The 15766-nt window shown below is 72.2% G+C and carries 14 protein-coding genes; 7 read left to right on the top strand and 7 right to left on the bottom strand.

What is annotated here, in order from left to right:
* Positions 1 to 7: 7 nt before the first annotated feature.
* Genes AB0J40_RS34550 through AB0J40_RS34520 form a run of 7 tightly spaced genes read right to left on the bottom strand, consistent with a single transcriptional unit; the run spans position 8 to position 7497 of the window.
* Complete coding sequence (locus tag AB0J40_RS34550; protein WP_364461686.1) at positions 8 to 292, bottom strand: acyl carrier protein; 285 nt, start codon at positions 290 to 292, stop codon at positions 8 to 10.
* On the bottom strand, positions 276 to 1772 hold the full coding sequence (locus tag AB0J40_RS34545) for an amino acid adenylation domain-containing protein (protein WP_364461684.1): 1497 nt from the start codon (positions 1770 to 1772) through the stop codon (positions 276 to 278). The genes AB0J40_RS34550 and AB0J40_RS34545 overlap by 17 nt, the downstream gene beginning before the upstream one ends.
* 1 nt (position 1773) lies before the next feature.
* A complete protein-coding gene (locus AB0J40_RS34540; protein WP_364461681.1) occupies positions 1774 to 2904 on the bottom strand; it encodes an acyl-CoA dehydrogenase family protein in 1131 nt (376 codons plus the stop codon).
* A 12-nt stretch (positions 2905 to 2916) separates the two neighbouring features.
* A complete protein-coding gene (locus AB0J40_RS34535) occupies positions 2917 to 3984 on the bottom strand; it encodes a ketoacyl-ACP synthase III family protein (protein ID WP_364461678.1) in 1068 nt (355 codons plus the stop codon).
* 59 nt (positions 3985 to 4043) lie between these two features.
* Positions 4044 to 5861, bottom strand: coding sequence for a non-ribosomal peptide synthetase (locus tag AB0J40_RS34530; protein ID WP_364461675.1), 1818 nt, complete (start codon positions 5859 to 5861; stop codon positions 4044 to 4046).
* Positions 5858 to 7240: a TrpB-like pyridoxal phosphate-dependent enzyme gene (locus AB0J40_RS34525; protein ID WP_364461672.1), complete on the bottom strand. Its 1383-nt coding sequence runs from the start codon at positions 7238 to 7240 to the stop codon at positions 5858 to 5860. Before AB0J40_RS34525 ends, AB0J40_RS34530 begins: the two co-directional genes overlap by 4 nt.
* On the bottom strand, positions 7237 to 7497 hold the full coding sequence (locus AB0J40_RS34520) for an acyl carrier protein (RefSeq protein ID WP_364461670.1): 261 nt from the start codon (positions 7495 to 7497) through the stop codon (positions 7237 to 7239). The genes AB0J40_RS34525 and AB0J40_RS34520 overlap by 4 nt, the downstream gene beginning before the upstream one ends.
* 255 nt (positions 7498 to 7752) lie before the next feature.
* Between AB0J40_RS34520 and AB0J40_RS34515 the strand changes: the two genes are divergently transcribed.
* The 7 genes from AB0J40_RS34515 to AB0J40_RS34485 all read left to right on the top strand — a co-directional run bounded on the left by AB0J40_RS34515 (position 7753) and on the right by AB0J40_RS34485 (position 15732).
* Positions 7753 to 8034 carry an acyl carrier protein gene (locus AB0J40_RS34515; RefSeq protein ID WP_364461667.1) on the top strand — a complete coding sequence of 94 codons (282 nt, stop codon included), beginning with the start codon at positions 7753 to 7755 and terminating at the stop codon, positions 8032 to 8034.
* Between the two features lie 327 nt (positions 8035 to 8361).
* Entirely contained in the window at positions 8362 to 9903 is a 1542-nt protein-coding gene (locus AB0J40_RS34510; protein WP_364461664.1) for an amino acid adenylation domain-containing protein, read from the top strand.
* Positions 9900 to 11033: an aminotransferase class I/II-fold pyridoxal phosphate-dependent enzyme gene (locus AB0J40_RS34505; protein WP_364461662.1), complete on the top strand. Its 1134-nt coding sequence runs from the start codon at positions 9900 to 9902 to the stop codon at positions 11031 to 11033. The genes AB0J40_RS34510 and AB0J40_RS34505 overlap by 4 nt, the downstream gene beginning before the upstream one ends.
* Positions 11034 to 11043: 10 nt before the next feature.
* Positions 11044 to 11802 carry an alpha/beta fold hydrolase gene (locus AB0J40_RS34500; protein WP_364461659.1) on the top strand — a complete coding sequence of 253 codons (759 nt, stop codon included), beginning with the start codon at positions 11044 to 11046 and terminating at the stop codon, positions 11800 to 11802.
* A complete protein-coding gene (locus AB0J40_RS34495; protein WP_364461657.1) occupies positions 11799 to 13298 on the top strand; it encodes a TldD/PmbA family protein in 1500 nt (499 codons plus the stop codon). The genes AB0J40_RS34500 and AB0J40_RS34495 overlap by 4 nt, the downstream gene beginning before the upstream one ends.
* Position 13299: 1 nt before the next feature.
* Positions 13300 to 14697, top strand: a complete 1398-nt coding sequence (locus tag AB0J40_RS34490) for a metallopeptidase TldD-related protein (protein WP_364461654.1) — start codon at positions 13300 to 13302, stop codon at positions 14695 to 14697.
* A gap of 21 nt (positions 14698 to 14718) precedes the next feature.
* Complete coding sequence (locus AB0J40_RS34485; RefSeq protein ID WP_364461651.1) at positions 14719 to 15732, top strand: fatty acid desaturase; 1014 nt, start codon at positions 14719 to 14721, stop codon at positions 15730 to 15732.
* Positions 15733 to 15766: the final 34 nt, after the last annotated feature.

Below are 15766 nucleotides of genomic sequence, written 5' to 3'. Positions count from 1 at the left end.
TCCCCCGTCACCGGCGCGTCGAGTCCACCGTCGTCCGCGCGCTCACCAGGGAACTCAGACTCGCGACGGTCTTGAACGTGGTGGCGGTGACTTCGTCGAACGCCAGGCTGACGCCGAACTCCTCGTGGATGAAGGCGATCATCTCGGCGGTGTTGAGCGAATTCAGGATGCCGAACTCCAGCAGCGGCGTGTCGACGCCCAGCTCGCCTTCGGGGTCGCCCGCCAGGAAACTGGTGCGGATGAAGGACAGCAGCCGGGTCGCGACCTGGTCGGGCTCACGGGGCGTATCCATGGGTGCCTTCCTTCTCGGCGGCCCGCGCTCGCAGCGTGCCGGTGGCGATCTTTCCTCGGGCGGTCCGCGGCAGCTCCGGCACGAACCGGAGGTCCTGCGGGATCAGGTACGGCGGAACGCGGCCGGCCAGGTGGCGCCGCAGGGAAATCTGGCCGAAGGCCGTCTCCGGGCGCCGGACGACGAACGCCACGAGCCGCCGCTCCAGCCCGTCTCCCACCGCGACCACGGCGACGTCCGCCACGCCGGGGTGGCTGTGCAGCGCGGTGGCGACGTCCCCGAGGTCGATGCGGTTGCCGCGGATCTTCACGACGTCGTCGCCGCGGCCGAGGTAGTCGAAGGAGCCGTCATCGCACACGCGGACGCGATCGCCGGTGGCGTACGGGCCTTCTTGCTTCGCCCGGCCCCAATAACCCTGGAAGACGGTCGGCCCGTCGACCACCAGCTCGCCCTCCTCGCCGGGGCGGGCCACCGTCCCGTCCGGACGCCGGGCCCAGACGCGGTTGCCGCAGCACGCCTCGCCGATCGGCACGGGCACCTCGCGCTCCAGGTCCGCCGCCCGGACCTGCCGGTAGGTGCACACGTTCGTCTCGGTCGGGCCGTACAGGTTGAGCAGCCGAGCCGTGGTCCACCCGGCCAGTTCGCGCACGTACGCGATGGGGAACGGCTCGCCGGCGAACAGCACGGCCCGCAGGGCTTTCGGGGCCGGCCCGCTCGCCAGCTCGCCGTCGCCCTGCATCAGCATGAGCACGGACGGCACGGAGTACCAGACGGTGATGTTCTCCTGGTGGAGGAAGTCGACCAGGCGCTTCGGCGTGTACGCCGCGTCGGGCGGCACGATGGCGACGGTCGCGCCGGCCGCCATCGCCACGTAGATGTCCAATACGGACAGGTCGAACGAGAACGGCGCGTGGTTGGCGAAGACATCCTGCCGATCCGCCCGGAGCTCCCCGGCGAACCACCTGATGAACGCCAGCGCGTTGCCGTGGCTGATGCACACGCCCTTGGGGACACCGCGCGAACCTGACGTGTAGAGCAGGTACGCGAGGTCTCCGGAGGCCGAGCGCACCGGCGCCGGCGGAGTCGGGGCGCCCACCGACCGCGAATCCAGGTCGACGCACGCCACGCCGTGGAACGCCGGTTCACCGGCCGCGACCGCACGCGGCGCGCACAGCACCCGGGCCCCGGCGTCGTCGACGATCCGGCGGACGCGGTCCGGGGGCGCGAGCGGATCGACCGGGACGTACGCGGCTCCGATCCGCAGGGCGGCCTGCATCACCGCGATCACGTCCGCGGACTTCGGCCTCCAGAGCACCACCCGGTCGCCGCGACGCACGCCGGCGGCGCTCAGCGCGCCCGCGAAGAGATCGGCTCGCCGGTCGAGCTCGCCGTACGTCACCTTCTCCTCCGGCGTCTTGACCGCCACGGCGTCGGGCCACCGCGCGGCGGCGGCCACCAGCAGGTCCTGCAGGTTGTCGGTCATGTCAGATCCCGAGGCCCTTCACGACGAGCTCGCGCTGGATGTCGGTGGTGCCCGAGAAGATGTGCAACGGCAGGGCGTCCAGCAGCTGCTGCCCGATACCGTCCGCGGCCAGGTAGCCGCGGGCGCCGAAGACCTTCACCGCGTCCACACCGTTGTCGACGGCCGCCTCCGCCACGGCGGCCTTCGCGAGCGCCGCGGCGGCTCCGGCACCCGGGTCGTCCCGGTCGATGAGCCAGCAGGCGCGGTACATCAGCAGCCGGCTGCTCTCCAGCCGCTGTTTCATCACGGCGATGCGGTGCGACACCGCCTGGAAGTCGCCGAGCCGCCGGCCGAACTGCCGCCGGCCGCGCACGTGGTCGACGCAGCGTCGCAACTGGTGGTCCATGACCCCGACGAAGATCGCCGGCAGGCACGCCCGTTCCCAGACCATCGACTTCGCGAACACGCCGCTGCCCGCGTTCTCCGCGCCGAGCAGGTGGTCGCGGGGAACCCGGCAGCCGGTGAACTCGACGACGGCGGCCGCGCACCCCGTGAGGCCCAGCTTCTCCAGCGGCTCCGCGACCCGGACGCCGGGCAGGTTCGCGGGTACCGCGAACGCCGACATGCCGAGGTGCCCTCCACCGGGGGTCGTCATCGCGTACGTCACGTAGACGTCCGCGAGACCGGCGTTGCTCACGAAGGACTTCGTGCCGTCGATCAGGTACGAGTCGCCGTCCGCCACGGCGGTGGTGGCGATCCGGCTGGTGTCCGAGCCGGCCTGCGCCTCGGTCATCGCGTTGCCGGCGACCACCGCGCCGCTGCACAGCCCGGCGACCAGGTCGGCCCGCACGTCGCCGTGTGCGTGCTCGGCGAGCACGATGCCGCAGGCCAGCAGGTGCGCGGCCAGTCCGAACAGCAGACCGGGATCCGCCCCTCCCTGAGCCAGCGCTTCGAAGGACAAGGCGGTGTCGAGCGCGCCCAGGCCGCCGCCACCGTGTTCTTCCGGCAGGCACAGCCCGGTCACGCCCAGCTTCGCCGCCGTCTCCCACGCGCTCCGGCCGCCGGCCTCCCGGTCCGGAGTGGACAGCAGGGGGCCGCTGTCCCGCAGCCTGGCGACGAGGTCCCGCTGCTCGCCGGTGAGCTCGAAGTGCACCGCGTCACCCCCTCACGCCGTCGCCGGCGCGTCGGCGGTGATCCGCAGCACCGCCGACTTGTAGGTCAGCCCGGGGGAATACCCGCTCAGCAGCACGTGATCGCCCGCGCCGAGCGCCCCCTCGGTCAGCAGGTGGTGCAGCGCGACGAAGTGGTCGCTGGCACCGAGGTGCCCGATCGTGCGGGCGAAGTCCCAAGTGGACCGTTCGAAGGGGAAGCCGAGCAACCGCAGGTACGAGATGGCCGACTGGCGCGGCATTCCGTGGGTCAGCACGTACTTGACGTCCGCGCGCGCCACGCCCGCTTCCTCGAGCGCGCGGTTCGCGCACTGCGTGATGCGTGCGTTGTGACCCGCGAGGAAGCGCATCCACCAGCCACCGGAGATCGCCGCGTCGCGGAAGCTCTCGGCGCGCGACCGGAAGTCGACCGAGGTGCCGACCGTGACACCGGGCGGGAACAACGGCAGCCCGGACCGGTGCGCACCCTCCATTTCGGAATAGCTCGCCGAGCAGAGCGACCGCAGCTGCACCGGGCCCGGGGCGCGGCTGACGGTGACCGCGCTCGCACCGTCGCCGAGGTAGGCCAGGCCGTCGCCGAGCTGCCACCGGTCGATCAGCGGGGTGCCGAAGTTGTCGCTCGCCACGATCAGCGCGGCCGTGCCCTCCGGCGCGGCCGCCAGGTACGGCACCGCGAGCTCCAGCGCGGTGAAGAACCCGTTGCAGCCCTGCCGGACCTCGACCGCGAGCACGTCGTCGCCCAGCAGTTCCCGCTGCACGAAGTACTGCGGGCCCCAGCCGTCCGGGCCCTGGTGCCAGACGCCCGCGTAGAGCAGCAGGCGGATGTCGGCACCGGCGAGGCCGCTGTTCTTGATCGCCTCCGCGCCCGCCCGCACGGCCATCTCCGTCGCCGGCAGGTCACCGGCGACCGCGACGCCGCTGATGCCGGACCGGGCCGAGGTCTCCTCGTCCACGAGCCCGCGCCGCGCGGCCGACCGGACGCTCACCGCGTCCGGCACGAACGTGCCGATTCCCGCCAGGTGGATGCCGTCCACCCGGGTACTCGTGCCTGTCGTCTCCGTCATCCGCTGTCGGACTCCCCAGTGTCCACGCGCAGCCGCGCCGTTTCCGAACTCGTTGTCCGCTACCAGGTCCCGTGGTGCTCCCCGGAAGCCGGCAGGCGGGCGGCCGCCTGCTCCGCGTCGATCGCCGCCGCCAGGCGCCCCAGCGTTCTCAGCGTCATGACGGATTTCATCGGGATGTGCACCCCGAAGGTCTCCTTGACGAGGGTGGCCAGCTTGAACGCGTCCATGCTGTTCCCGCCCAGCTCGAACAGGTTGGAGCCGCTGTCGACCTCGTCGACGTCGAGGAGTTCCCGCCAGATCGCCGCGAGCCGCTCGGCGATCCCGGCCGGCGCCTCCGCCGGCTCGGCCGCCTCGGCACCGGCGAACAGCGCGGCGGTGTCGACTTTTCCGTTGGCGTTCAAGGGAAACTTGGCGACCAGGTGCACCTCACCCGGGATCGCCTGCTCCGGCAGGTGCGACCGCGCCGCGGCCAGCAGAGCGTCGACGTCCAGCCGGCTGCCCGAAGCCCGGACGAACGCGGCGAGGGTCGGCGCCCCGCCGGCGTGCTCCCGGACCACCACGACCGCGCGGTTCACCCCGGGATCCTTTTCGAGCACGGCCTCGACCTCGGCGGGCTCGATCCGGACGCCGCTGATCTTGACCTGGGAGTCGAGGCGCCCCAGGTACTCCAGGACGTCGTCGGTGCGCATGCGGACCTTGTCGCCGCTGCGGTAGACCCGCCCGAGCCCCGAACCCGCCGGCCCGGCGACGAACCGTTCGCGGGTCAGTTCCTCGTCGAGGTAGCCCTCCGACAGGCACGCGCCGCCGATGAGGAGCTCGCCCGCCTCGCCGCGGGCCACCAACCGGCCGTCCTGGCCGACGACGCACACGTCCACGCCGGGAACCGGCCTGCCGATGGGCGGAGCGCTGCCGTCGGCCCTGGGTTCGATGACGGCTCCGGTGGTGATGATCGCCTCCGCCGGCCCGTAGACGTTGCAGACCTTCGCGGTGACCTCCGGCGACGGCCGCCGGCGCAGGCGTTCCCCGCCGATGTACAGGCAGCGCAACCGCAGACCCGGCGGCCACGGCCGGGACAGCACCCGCTCGGCGACCGGGGTGGCGACGTGGGCCACCTCGACCTCCGCCTGCCGCAGCCACCGCATGAGCGCTTCCGGGTCGTACCGGACCTCGTCCGGGGCGACCGCGAGCGCCGCGCCGGAGCTCAGCCCGCACCACAGCTCCGAGATGTGCGGGTCGAACTGCGCGGCGACGAGCAGGCTCAGCAGGTCACCGGGGACCACGTCCGCGGTCTCGTTGTAGTAGCTCACGGCGTTGGCGAGCGCCGCACCGCCCACGGCCACGGCCTTCGGCGTTCCCGAGGAACCCGACGTGAGCACGCTGTAGAACGTCCCGGCCGGAGCCGCCACCGCGCCGGGCGGCGGGTCGAGGAAGGCCGCGGTCACTTCGGCCACGGCGTTGGCGCCGTCGGCTGGCACCTCCAGCCGCCGTGCGCGGCCTCGGCCCGCGACGAGCTCCGGCGGGCCGATGACGACGGCGGTGCGCACCCGGCCGAGCAGGTCGTCGAGGCGTCCGGCGCCCACGCGTGGCCCGAGGGGCAGGTACACCGCGCCGAGCCGCGCCACGGCGACGGCGATCGCGACGAGCGTGGCGGACCGGTCGAGGCAGACCGCGACGGTGTCGCCGGGCCGCAACCCGGCGGAGAGCACGCCTTCGATCCGGCGCGCCAAGCCGTCGAGTTCGGCATAGCTCCACGACCGCGGTCCGTCCACCACGCAGCGGGCCTCGGGAGTCCCGGCCACCCAGTGCTCGTACCGGTGCAGGACGTGCTCCACGGCCGGCGCCGGCTCGCCACGGGCGACGCTCAGCGCGGACGTCACCGCTCCACCGCTCGCGCGGACAGTTCGGCCTGCGCCCGGACGATGTCGGCCTCCGCGGCCGGGTCGTCGTCGAGCAGCCCGTCCGCCCACTGCTCGTAGGCGCTCAGGTCCAGCAGGCCGTGCCCGCTGAGGTTGAACAGGATCGTCTCCGGCGTGCCGGTCTCGCGCGCCTCGACGGCGCGGTCGATCACGTACCGGATCGCGTGCGCCGACTCCGGCGCGGGGATCACCTGCTCCGCGCGGACGAACTCGGCGGCCGCGTCGAAGACCGACTTCTGTCCATACGCGACAGCGGAGATCAGCCGCTCGTGGTACATCCAGCTCACCACCGGGGCCGCGCCGTGGTAGCGCAGGCCGCCGGCGTGGATGGCGGACGGGACGAACGTGTGGCCGAGAGTGTACATTTTGGACATCGGGGTGTTGCCCAGCGCGTCGTGGTGGTCCCACGTGTAGATGCCGCGCGTCAGCTTGGGACACGCCTTCGGCTCGACCGCGACCAGTTCCGTCGCGCGCCCGGTGAGCTTCGAGTGGCGGAAGAACGGCATCGCGATCCCGGCGAAGTTGCTGCCCGCGCCCAGGGCGCCGACGACCACGTCCGGGTGGTCGCCGACGTCCCGCAGCTGCGCCAGCGCCTCCTGGCCGATCACGGTCTGGTGGAGCAGCACGTGGTTGTCCCCGCTGCCCGCGCAATAGCGGGCGTTCTCGGACTCCGTCGCGTACTCGTGGGCTTCGGAACTCGCGATCGACAGGCTGCCCGGGCAGTCGGGATCGGCGGCGAGGATCGCCGCGCCCGCCTTGGTGGCCGTGCTGGGACTGGGGATCACCCGGCCGCCGTTGAGCTCGACGAGCCGGCGGCGCTGGGGCTTCTGGTCGTGGCTGCACCGCACCATGAACGCGGTGCACTTGAGACCGAACATGGTGCAGGCCATGGAAAGGGCCGTGCCCCATTGGCCCGCGCCGGTCGCGGTGACGAGCTCCTCGACGCCGGCTTGCTTGTAGTAGTAGGCCTGCGCCACCGCCGTGTTGAGCTTGTGGCTGCCCGAAAGGCTGGCGCCCTCGTACTTGTAGTAGATGCGCGCCGGGGTGCGCAGCTGCTGTTCGAGCCCCCGAGCGCGGATCAGCGGCGTCGGCCGCCACCTTTCGTACTGGGCGCGCACTTCGGCCGGGATCGCCACGAACGGCTCGCGGCTGACGCTCTGCCGGTAGATCGACAGCGGGAGCTGCGGGCGCAGGGCCGGGCCGCTGTGCTGCCGGGCGGGCGCACGCTCCTCCGGCACGTACCCGACCAGGTCGGCGATGACGTTGTACCAGTGTGAAGGCACCTCCCCGGGCCGGAGTTCCGGGTCCGCTTCGGTGCTCGTTTCGGGCTGTACGGTCACTTTTCCGCCCCCCGCGCGGCCGTCCCGGCGTCGACGTGCGTGCTCACCAGCCGCACCAGGCTGCCGACGTCGACCAGCTGCGCGAACATCATCGCCTGGTCGTCGATTTTGCAGGGGATCCGCTCTTCGAGCTTGGTGATTATGTGCAGCAGCGTCAGGGAATCCAGGCCGATCGAGTTCGAATACAGCGAAAGGTCGTCGCCGAGTTCGGCCACGTCCATCGGCAGGTCGAGCACCGAGATGATGACCTGTTTCACGCTGGTCGCAACCGAGTCCGTTTCCGAATCGGGTTCCACAAGCACTACCTCCCAGGCGTATTCCGCCGGCTCCCAGTTGATCGGCGTGGGCAGTGACGCTGCGCAACCAGGCCAATCTGATCGCAGCGTAACCGACCCCCACGGCCGAGGGGAAGAGATCGATCCGGCCGATTTCCGGTGCTACCACACGAGAGTGCGATTGCGCCGATCGAGTGCCTTGCGTCACGCGGCGGATCACGCGTACGCTGAAACGGAATGATCAACTGGGGAACACGTTGGGGGGCACCAACGGTGCTGGTGCGCGAGCAGGAGATCTCCCGGATCTGGGCGGAATTGCTGGGGATCCCCGAAGCGGACGTCGACACGGACTTCTTCGACCTCGGCGGCCATTCGCTGCTGCTCATGGACCTCGCCCGGCTGCTGGACCAGAAGCTGGCCATCAAGACCGATGTCCGCACGCTGCTGGAACACCCGACGATTGCGAAGTTCACCGCGCACTGGAATTCGCGGCAATCCCCCGCCGTCGAAAACCACTGATAGCAAAGGAATTCGCCACGCCCGGCGAAATGTCCGAATAGCGGTTTTCCTGCGGGACTAGGCGGGAAAAGCCGGAATCGTCGACCGCGCCGGCGGTGCGCTCGCCGAGGTCGCCGGCGCATCCGCTCGAGGCGTCGCGGAAAGGAGACCTCAGTGCCGGACGGCGAGCACGACCACGCCACCACCGGGCTCCCGAGCCCCGACCAGCCCGGGACGACCGAAGCCCGCGACAAAAGCCGGAATCGCCGAGATCACCGCACAGCCCGCCCAGCTGCCGGCCGCAGGTCACAGGCGCACCCACTCGATGCGCCGCGGAAGGAGCCCTCAGTGCCGGACGGCGAGCACGACCACGCCACCACCGGGCTCCCGAGCCCCGACCCACTCGCGACTATGGTGCTGGAGCGCGCCCGCGAAGCGCCCGAACGCGTCGCCGTCCAGGACAGCGGCGGGGTGTGGACCTACGCCGAGGTCGTCGCCGCGGCGTCGGCGCTGGCCCGGCGGCTCGGGGCACTGGGTGTCGCGCCCGGCGATCGGGTCGGGGTGCTGGCGAGCAGGCGGGCCGGTGGGCCGGTGGCGATCCTGGCCGTCCTGTGGAGCGGGGCCACCTACGTCCCGGTCGACCCCGGCTGGCCCGCGCCGCGGCGGGCCACCGTACTGAAAGATGCGCAGGTCAGGGCGGTGCTGGCGGTGGACACCGAGGCCGGCACGCCGGACGGCGTCCCGTGCGTCGACCTCACCACGCCGGAACTGCTCGGGGCCCGCAGCGCCACGCCGGATGCCCCGCGTCCCCGCCCGTGGCCCGGCGCCGCCTACGTCATCTTCACCTCCGGCTCGACCGGTGCGCCCAAGGGCGTCGAGGTCCGGTCCGCGGCCGCGGCCGGGCTGGTCGCCTCCGTCGTCCCGCTGATCGGCATGACCCGGGACTCGGTGTTCGTCGCCTTGTCCTCGTTCGCCTTCGACGTGTCGGTCTTCGAGATCTTCGCGCCCTGGTCGACCGGCGGGAAGCTGGTCGTCGCCACCGAACTGCAGATACTGGCGAACGAACTGGGAACACTGCTGAAAACACGCACCTTCCTGCAGACCACGCCGACCGTACTGGAACACCTCCTCCGCAACGGCCTTGACCTGCCGCCGGACACCGTCCTGCTGCTCGCCGGAGAGCGCTTGCGCCGCTCGCTCGTCGCCCGGGTCGCGCACGTCGAGCAGGTGTGGAACCTGTACGGCCCCACCGAAACCACGATCTACGCGACCGCGCACGCGTGCCTGCCGCTGCCGCCCGACGACCCCGAAGCCGACCTGCCGATCGGGACCGCGGTCAACGGGGCCGTGCTGGAACTGCGGCCACTGCCGGGCGAGCACGGCGAATCCGGCGAACTGGTCATCGGCGGGCCGGGCGTCGCCCTGGGCTACCTGGGCCGGCCGGACCTCACGGCCGAACGCTTCCTCGACCGGGGATCGCGCTACGCCACCGGTGACGTGGTCCGGCGCCGGGCCGACGGCCTGCTGGTCCACGCCGGTCGCCTGGACCGCCAGGTGAAGATCCGCGGCAACCGGGTGGAACTGGACGAAGTGGAGTGCGTCCTCGCCGAGCTGGCCGGCCACGGCCGCGTGGCGGTCCGGCTGGACACGCACGACGTCGTGGGCACGCACCTCGCGGCCTTCGTCGCCGATCCGCACTGCGACGTCCTCGACCTGCGCCGCCGGCTGGCCGGCCGGCTGCCGGCCTACATGGTGCCCACGCGCATCCACCGCGTGACGGCGATTCCGACCACCAGCAGCGGGAAAACCGACCACCGGGCCCTGCGGGCCCCCGAAGACGACCGCGCCGAGCCGGCTTCGGCGGTCCGCGAGGAGGCAGGCACCCGGTGATCCCCGACCGCTCCAAGATCGAGAACTTCTTCGGGCAGCACGAGTTCGACGTCGACTACGTGGCCTGCGCCTCGGACGTCGACGGCTGTACCCTGCGCGAGCTGCTCGACCTCGCCGACGCCGAATCCCTTGCCCTGTGGGAAGGACTCGAACTCGGCTACACCGAAACCACCGGGCACCCGTTGCTGCGGGAGGCGATCGCGGGTGAATACACCGAAACCGGTCCCGGCGGCGTCACGGTCTGCGGCGGCGGCGCGGCCGAGGCGTTGTTCCTCCTCACGAACGCCCTCCTGGGCCCGGGCGACCACGCGGTCGTCGTCGCGCCCGCCTTCGAGTCCGTGCACCGCATCGCGCCCGCACTCGGCGCCTCGGTCACGCCGGTGCCGCTGGACCCCGGCCGGGGCTGGCACCTCGACCTCGACGCCGTCCGCCGCGCGCTGCGGCCGGCCACCCGCGCGGTGTTCGTCAACTTCCCGCACAACCCGACGGGCGCGCTGCCGGCCCGCGCGGAGTTCGAGGCCCTGCTCGCCCTTTGCGCCGAAGCCGGTGCCGTCGTCGTTTCCGACGAGGTGTACCGCCATCTGGAGTTCGACCCCGGTGCGACGCTCCCGGCGGCGTGCGACCTGGACGAGCGCGCCGTCAGCGTGGGCGTGATGTCGAAGGCCTACGGCCTGGCGGGCCTGCGGATCGGCTGGCTGGCCACCCGCAACCAGGCCCTGCTGGCGGCCACCCGGGCCGTCAAGGACTACACGACGGTGTGCGCCTCCGCGCCGTCGGAAATCCTGTCCCTCATCGCGCTGCGGGCCCGCGACCACCTGGTCGCCCGCAGCAGGCGGATCATCCGCGAGAACCTCGCGCACGCGGACTCGTTCTTCGGGCAGCACAGTGCCGCCTTCGCGTGGGAACCGCCCCGCGCCGGCATGCTCGCCTTCCCGCGGCTGCTGCTGCCGGTCCCCGTCGAGGACTTCGTGCGCGACCTGGCCCGCGAGCGGAGCGTGCTCCTCCTGCCGGACAGCGTTTTCGACATGGCGGACAACCGGTTCCGCCTCGGCCTCGGCCGCACCTCGCTCCCCCGGGCACTGGACCGCATCGGCGAGTTCGTCGGACATCGAGTGGATTCGCTTGCGTAGCGGGGAAAAGGTGACCGGCTCGGCTCGGCTGACGTACACCACGTTCCGCCGGCCGCTCACGCAACCGCGTCGCCTCTTCTGCTTCCCCTACGCCGGGGGCGGCGAAAACCTCTACCGCGACTGGGCGGGCCGGATTCCCGGGACCGACGTCGTCGCGCCCCGCCTCGCGGGCCGGGGCAGCCGCTTCACGGAACCGGCCGAGACCGACTTCACCACCTTGCTCGGCGAGCTCGTCCAGGCGATGGAACCGTTGCTCGACGCCGAGATCGCGTTGTTCGGCCACAGCCTCGGCGGTCTGCTGGCGTTCGAGGTGGGCCGGAGTCTCGCGGCCCGGGGACACCGGCCGGCGCTCCTCATCGTCTCCGGGTGCGCCGCGCCGCGGGTGATCTCGTCCGCGCCGAAGACCCGGGACCTCGGCGACACCGCGTTGCGGGCCGAAATCGCCGAGTTCGGCTTGATCCCGCCGGAAGCACTGGACAACGACCAGCTGATGGATCTGCTGCTGCCGGTGCTGCGCGCGGATCTCGACGTCCAGGACAGCTACCGCGTGGATCCGGCGGCCCCGCCGCTGGACTGCCCGCTGCACCTGTACTACGGAACCGACGAAGTGCCCGACCCGGACCGGTTGCGGCGGACGTGGGCTGAGGTGGTTTCGGGCCCGGTCGACGTGTCCGGCTTCCCCGGCGGCCACTTCTTCGTGAACACCGCCCGCCAGGACGTCCTCGCCGCGGTGTGCGCCGGCCTCGCCCGGACGACGGGCGTGCGATGACGCACGCCGTCGACCCCGGGTTCGCCGCGCTGCCGCTGCACGACCTCGCGGACGCGGCACTGGCCGAGGCCCGCGCGGCCGGCGCCGGGCACGCCGATTTCCGGGTGGCCCGCACGCGCGGCCAGCGGCTGCGGCTGTCGGACGCCCGGCTTCAGTCCTTTTCGGACACCGACGACGCCGGCCTCGCCGTGCGGGTGGTCGTCGACGGGACGTGGGGCTTCGCCGGGACGGTGGACCTGACCCCGGCGGCCGCGCGGGAAACGGCGCGCAAGGCCGTCGAGCTCGCCCGGGTCGCCGCCGCGATGAACACCGAGCGCATCGAGCTCGCTCCCGAGCCCGCCCACGGCGACGTGACCTGGGTTTCGGCCTACGACGTCGACCCGTTCACGGTCCCCGCGAAGGACAAGATCGACCTGCTCGCGCAGTGGAGTGCCGGCCTGCTGGGCCGGTCCGTCGTCTCGCACGTGAACGCCGGCCTGCACCAGGTCAAGGAGTGCACGTTCTACAGCGACGGGGCGACTTCCGCGACCCAGCAACGGGTTCGCCTCTTCCCGCAGCTCACCGCGGTCGCCGTCACGGCGGCGGGGTTCGACGACCTGAGCACGCTGGCCCCGCCGGCCGGCCGGGGCTGGGAGTACCTGACCGGCACCGGCTGGGACTTCCCAGGCGAGCTCGCCGAGCTCCCGGACCTGCTCGCCGAGCGGGTGCACGCGCCGTCGGTGACGGCCGGCGACTACGACCTCGTCATCGACGCGACCAACCTGTGGCTGACCATCCACGAGTCGGTCGGCCACGCCACCGAGCTCGACCGCGCGCTCGGCTACGAGGCCGCCTACGCGGGCACCAGCTTCGCCACGCCCGACAAGCTCGGCTCCCTGCGCTACGGCTCGGAGCTCATGCAGGTCACCGCGGACCGGACGGTGGCGCACGGCCTGGCCACCGTCGGCTGGGACGACGAGGGCGTGGCCGCCCAGTCGTGGGACCTGATCGTCGACGGCGTGTTCACCGGCTACCAGCTCGACCGCCGGACGGCCCGGCTCGGCGGGTTCGGCCGGTCCACCGGGTGCGCGTTCGCCTGCTCCCCCGGCCACATGCCGCTGGCGCGGATGCCCAACGTGTCGCTGCGGCCCGCGCCGGACGGCCCGGACGTCGCCGGGCTGATCGCCGGGGTCGAGGACGGCATCTACGTCGTCGGCGACCGGTCCTGGTCCATCGACATGCAGCGGTACAACTTCCAGTTCACCGGCCAGCGGTTCCACCGGATCCGCCACGGGCGGCTGGCCGGTCAGCTCAAGGACGTGGCCTACCAGGCGACGACGACGGACTTCTGGAACTCGCTGGCGGCCCTCGGCGGTCCGCGGACCCACGTCCTGGCCGGGGAGTTCAACTGCGGCAAGGGACAGCCGGGGCAGCTCGCCCCGGTCAGCCACGGCACGCCGGCCGCGTGCTTCGCCGGGGTGCGGGTCCTGAACACCGCGCGGGAAGGGCAGGACTGAGATGCCGGCTTCCCCGCAGGACACCGTCGAGCTGGCGCTCGCGGCCGGACCGCGCGGCGGCGACCTCGTCGCCATCGCCGAGGAGCACTCCGCGGCGAACCTGCGCTGGGCGGGGAACACGTTGACGACCAACGGCGTCACCACCTCCCGCGGCCTCAAGGTGATCGCGCTCGACCGGCGTCCGGACGGCACGTGCGGGGTCGGGACGGTCACGCGGTCGGACGTCCACCCGGCCGAGGTCGGGGACGTCGTCCGCGAGGCGGTCAAGACCGCTTCGGCCGCGCCGGCCGCCGAAGACGCCGGTGAGCTGCCGGCGGGCCCGGCTCCGGCGTCCTGGGACGATCCGCCGGCCGGCACCGAAGTGGGCGTGCTGCGGCGGTTCGCGGCCGAGCTGGGCGCCACGCTGAGCGCGGCCGCCGCAGCCGGCCGCACCTTGTACGGGTTCGCCGAGCACCAGGTCACTTCGACGTTCCTGGGGACGTCGGCCGGGCTGCGGGTGCGCCACGACCAGCCAACCGGACGGCTGGAGCTGAACGCGAAGTCACCGGACCTGACCCGCTCGGCGTGGGCCGGGGCGACGACCCGGGACTTCTCGGACGTGGACATCGCGTCGCTGGACGCCTCGCTCGCGCGGCGGCTGTCGTGGCAGTCGCGGCAGCTCGAGCTGCCCGCCGGGCGGTACGAGACGGTGCTGCCGCCGACGGCCGTCGCCGATCTGATGGTCCACCTGTACTGGTCGGCCGGGCTGCGGGCGGCCGCGGAAGGCCGGACGGTGTTCGGCAGGCCCGGTGGCGGGACGCGGATCGGCGAGCGGCTCGCGGCCCTGCCGATCACGCTGTTCAGCGACCCCGGGCACCCGGGCCTCGAGTGCCGGCCGTTCGTGGTGGGCCACGGCTCCGAGCCGGACTCCTCGGTGTTCGACAACGGGCTGCCTGCCGGGCGCGTCCCGTGGATCTCGGCGGGTGTCCTGTCCGCGCTGCGGTCCAGCCGGTATTCGGCCGCGCTCGCGGGGCTGCCGGTGACCCCGGCCGTGGACAACCTGGTGCTGACCGGCGACGGCGACTCGCCGCCGTCGCTGGACGCCATGATCGCGGCCACGAAACGCGGGCTGCTGCTGACCTGCCTGTGGTACATCCGCAAGGTCGACCCACGGACGCTGCTGCTGACCGGCTTGACCCGGGACGGCGTGTACCTCGTCGAAAACGGCGAGGTCGCCGGGGCGGTGAACAACTTCCGGTTCAACGAATCGCCGGTCGGCATGCTCGACCGCCTGCTCGAAGTCGGCGCGACCGAGGACCGGACGCTGCCCCGCGAATGGAGCGACGACTTCACGCGCTGCGCGATGCCACCGCTGCGGGTCGGGGGATTCACCATGTCGTCGGTGAGCCGGGCGAAGTGACGAGTATGGAGGGAAACGACTGTGTCCAGTACTTTTCGCATTGAACGGTACAAGTTTTCGCCGGACATCGTCGCGGCGGTGCGCGTGGCGGCGCGGCTGGACAACTGGCACGGGCCGCTCGAGGTGATCGAGCACTGGGCGTGGATCGCGGCGTGGTGCGCGGCGTCGGTGCTCGCGTACGAGCACTGGCCGCTGTGGGCGTCGATTCCCGTCTATGTCGTCGCCGTCTTCTTCATCGGCGGCCGGCAGCGGGCCCTCGCCGGGGTCCTGCACATGGCCACCCACCGCGCGTTCATGGCGAACCACCGCGTCGGCGACGTCGTCGGGGCGGTGTTCGGCGGCTACCCGGTCCTGCAGAGCTTCACCGGCTACCGCGCCTCGCACCTCGGCGAGCACCACGGCAGTCTCGGCGACCCGGACCGCGATCCCGACTACCGGCAGTACCAGGACAACGGGCTGTGCGGCGACAACCTCAGCCAGCCCGCGCTGCGCCGGTACCTGTGGACGATGCTGAGCCCGCAGGCCACCGCCTCCTACGTGCTCTACCTGCTGCGGCACCGGATCGTCACGAAGGGCGAGCAGGCGGCGGAACTGCGGCTGCGGATCGTCGTCCTCGCCGCGGTGCTGGCGTGGGCGGTGCTCGGCGGCTGGTGGCCGTGGCTGCTGGTGCTCTGGATCGTGCCGCTGATCACGACGCAGGTCTGGATCGGCGCCGTGGCCGAGCTCATGGAGCACTACCCGCTGATCGAGACCGCGCGGAAGGTCGACATCTTCATGACCTGGAACCGGGTTTACGGCCTGGTGAGCCGCTTCCTGCTCGGGGAGAAGGACGGCGAGGGCTTCCACCTCGTCCACCACCTCTTCCCCCGCACGCCGATGTGGCGGCTCCGGGAGGTCGACGCGATCCTGCGGCGCGACCCGCAGTACGCGGCGCTGGCCCGCCTGGACGGGGTGATCGGCGGGATGGGGCAGATCTACCGGTTGCTGCCGCCCGCCGCGGTCGGCGGCGAAGCGAAACCGATGCCGGCGGCCTGACCGTTGCCGTACCCGCCCACGAAGAGTCTGGATG

This window comes from Amycolatopsis sp. NPDC049691 (genome assembly GCF_040675005.1).
Classification (GTDB): Bacteria; Actinomycetota; Actinomycetes; order Mycobacteriales; family Pseudonocardiaceae; genus Amycolatopsis.
This window is presented reverse-complemented; position numbering and strand designations above follow the sequence as displayed.

What these genes read in the sequence shown, in the direction of transcription:
- AB0J40_RS34495 (WP_364461657.1), top strand. Translation starts at nt 11,799, where the DNA reads ATGACGCACGCCGTCGACCCCGGGTTCGCCGCGCTGCCGCTGCACGAC.
- AB0J40_RS34490 (WP_364461654.1), top strand. Translation starts at nt 13,300, where the DNA reads ATGCCGGCTTCCCCGCAGGACACCGTCGAGCTGGCGCTCGCGGCCGGA.
- AB0J40_RS34535 (WP_364461678.1), bottom strand. Translation starts at nt 3,984, where the DNA reads ATGACGGAGACGACAGGCACGAGTACCCGGGTGGACGGCATCCACCTG.
- AB0J40_RS34515 (WP_364461667.1), top strand. Translation starts at nt 7,753, where the DNA reads ATGATCAACTGGGGAACACGTTGGGGGGCACCAACGGTGCTGGTGCGC.
- AB0J40_RS34545 (WP_364461684.1), bottom strand. Translation starts at nt 1,772, where the DNA reads ATGACCGACAACCTGCAGGACCTGCTGGTGGCCGCCGCCGCGCGGTGG.
- AB0J40_RS34550 (WP_364461686.1), bottom strand. Translation starts at nt 292, where the DNA reads ATGGATACGCCCCGTGAGCCCGACCAGGTCGCGACCCGGCTGCTGTCC.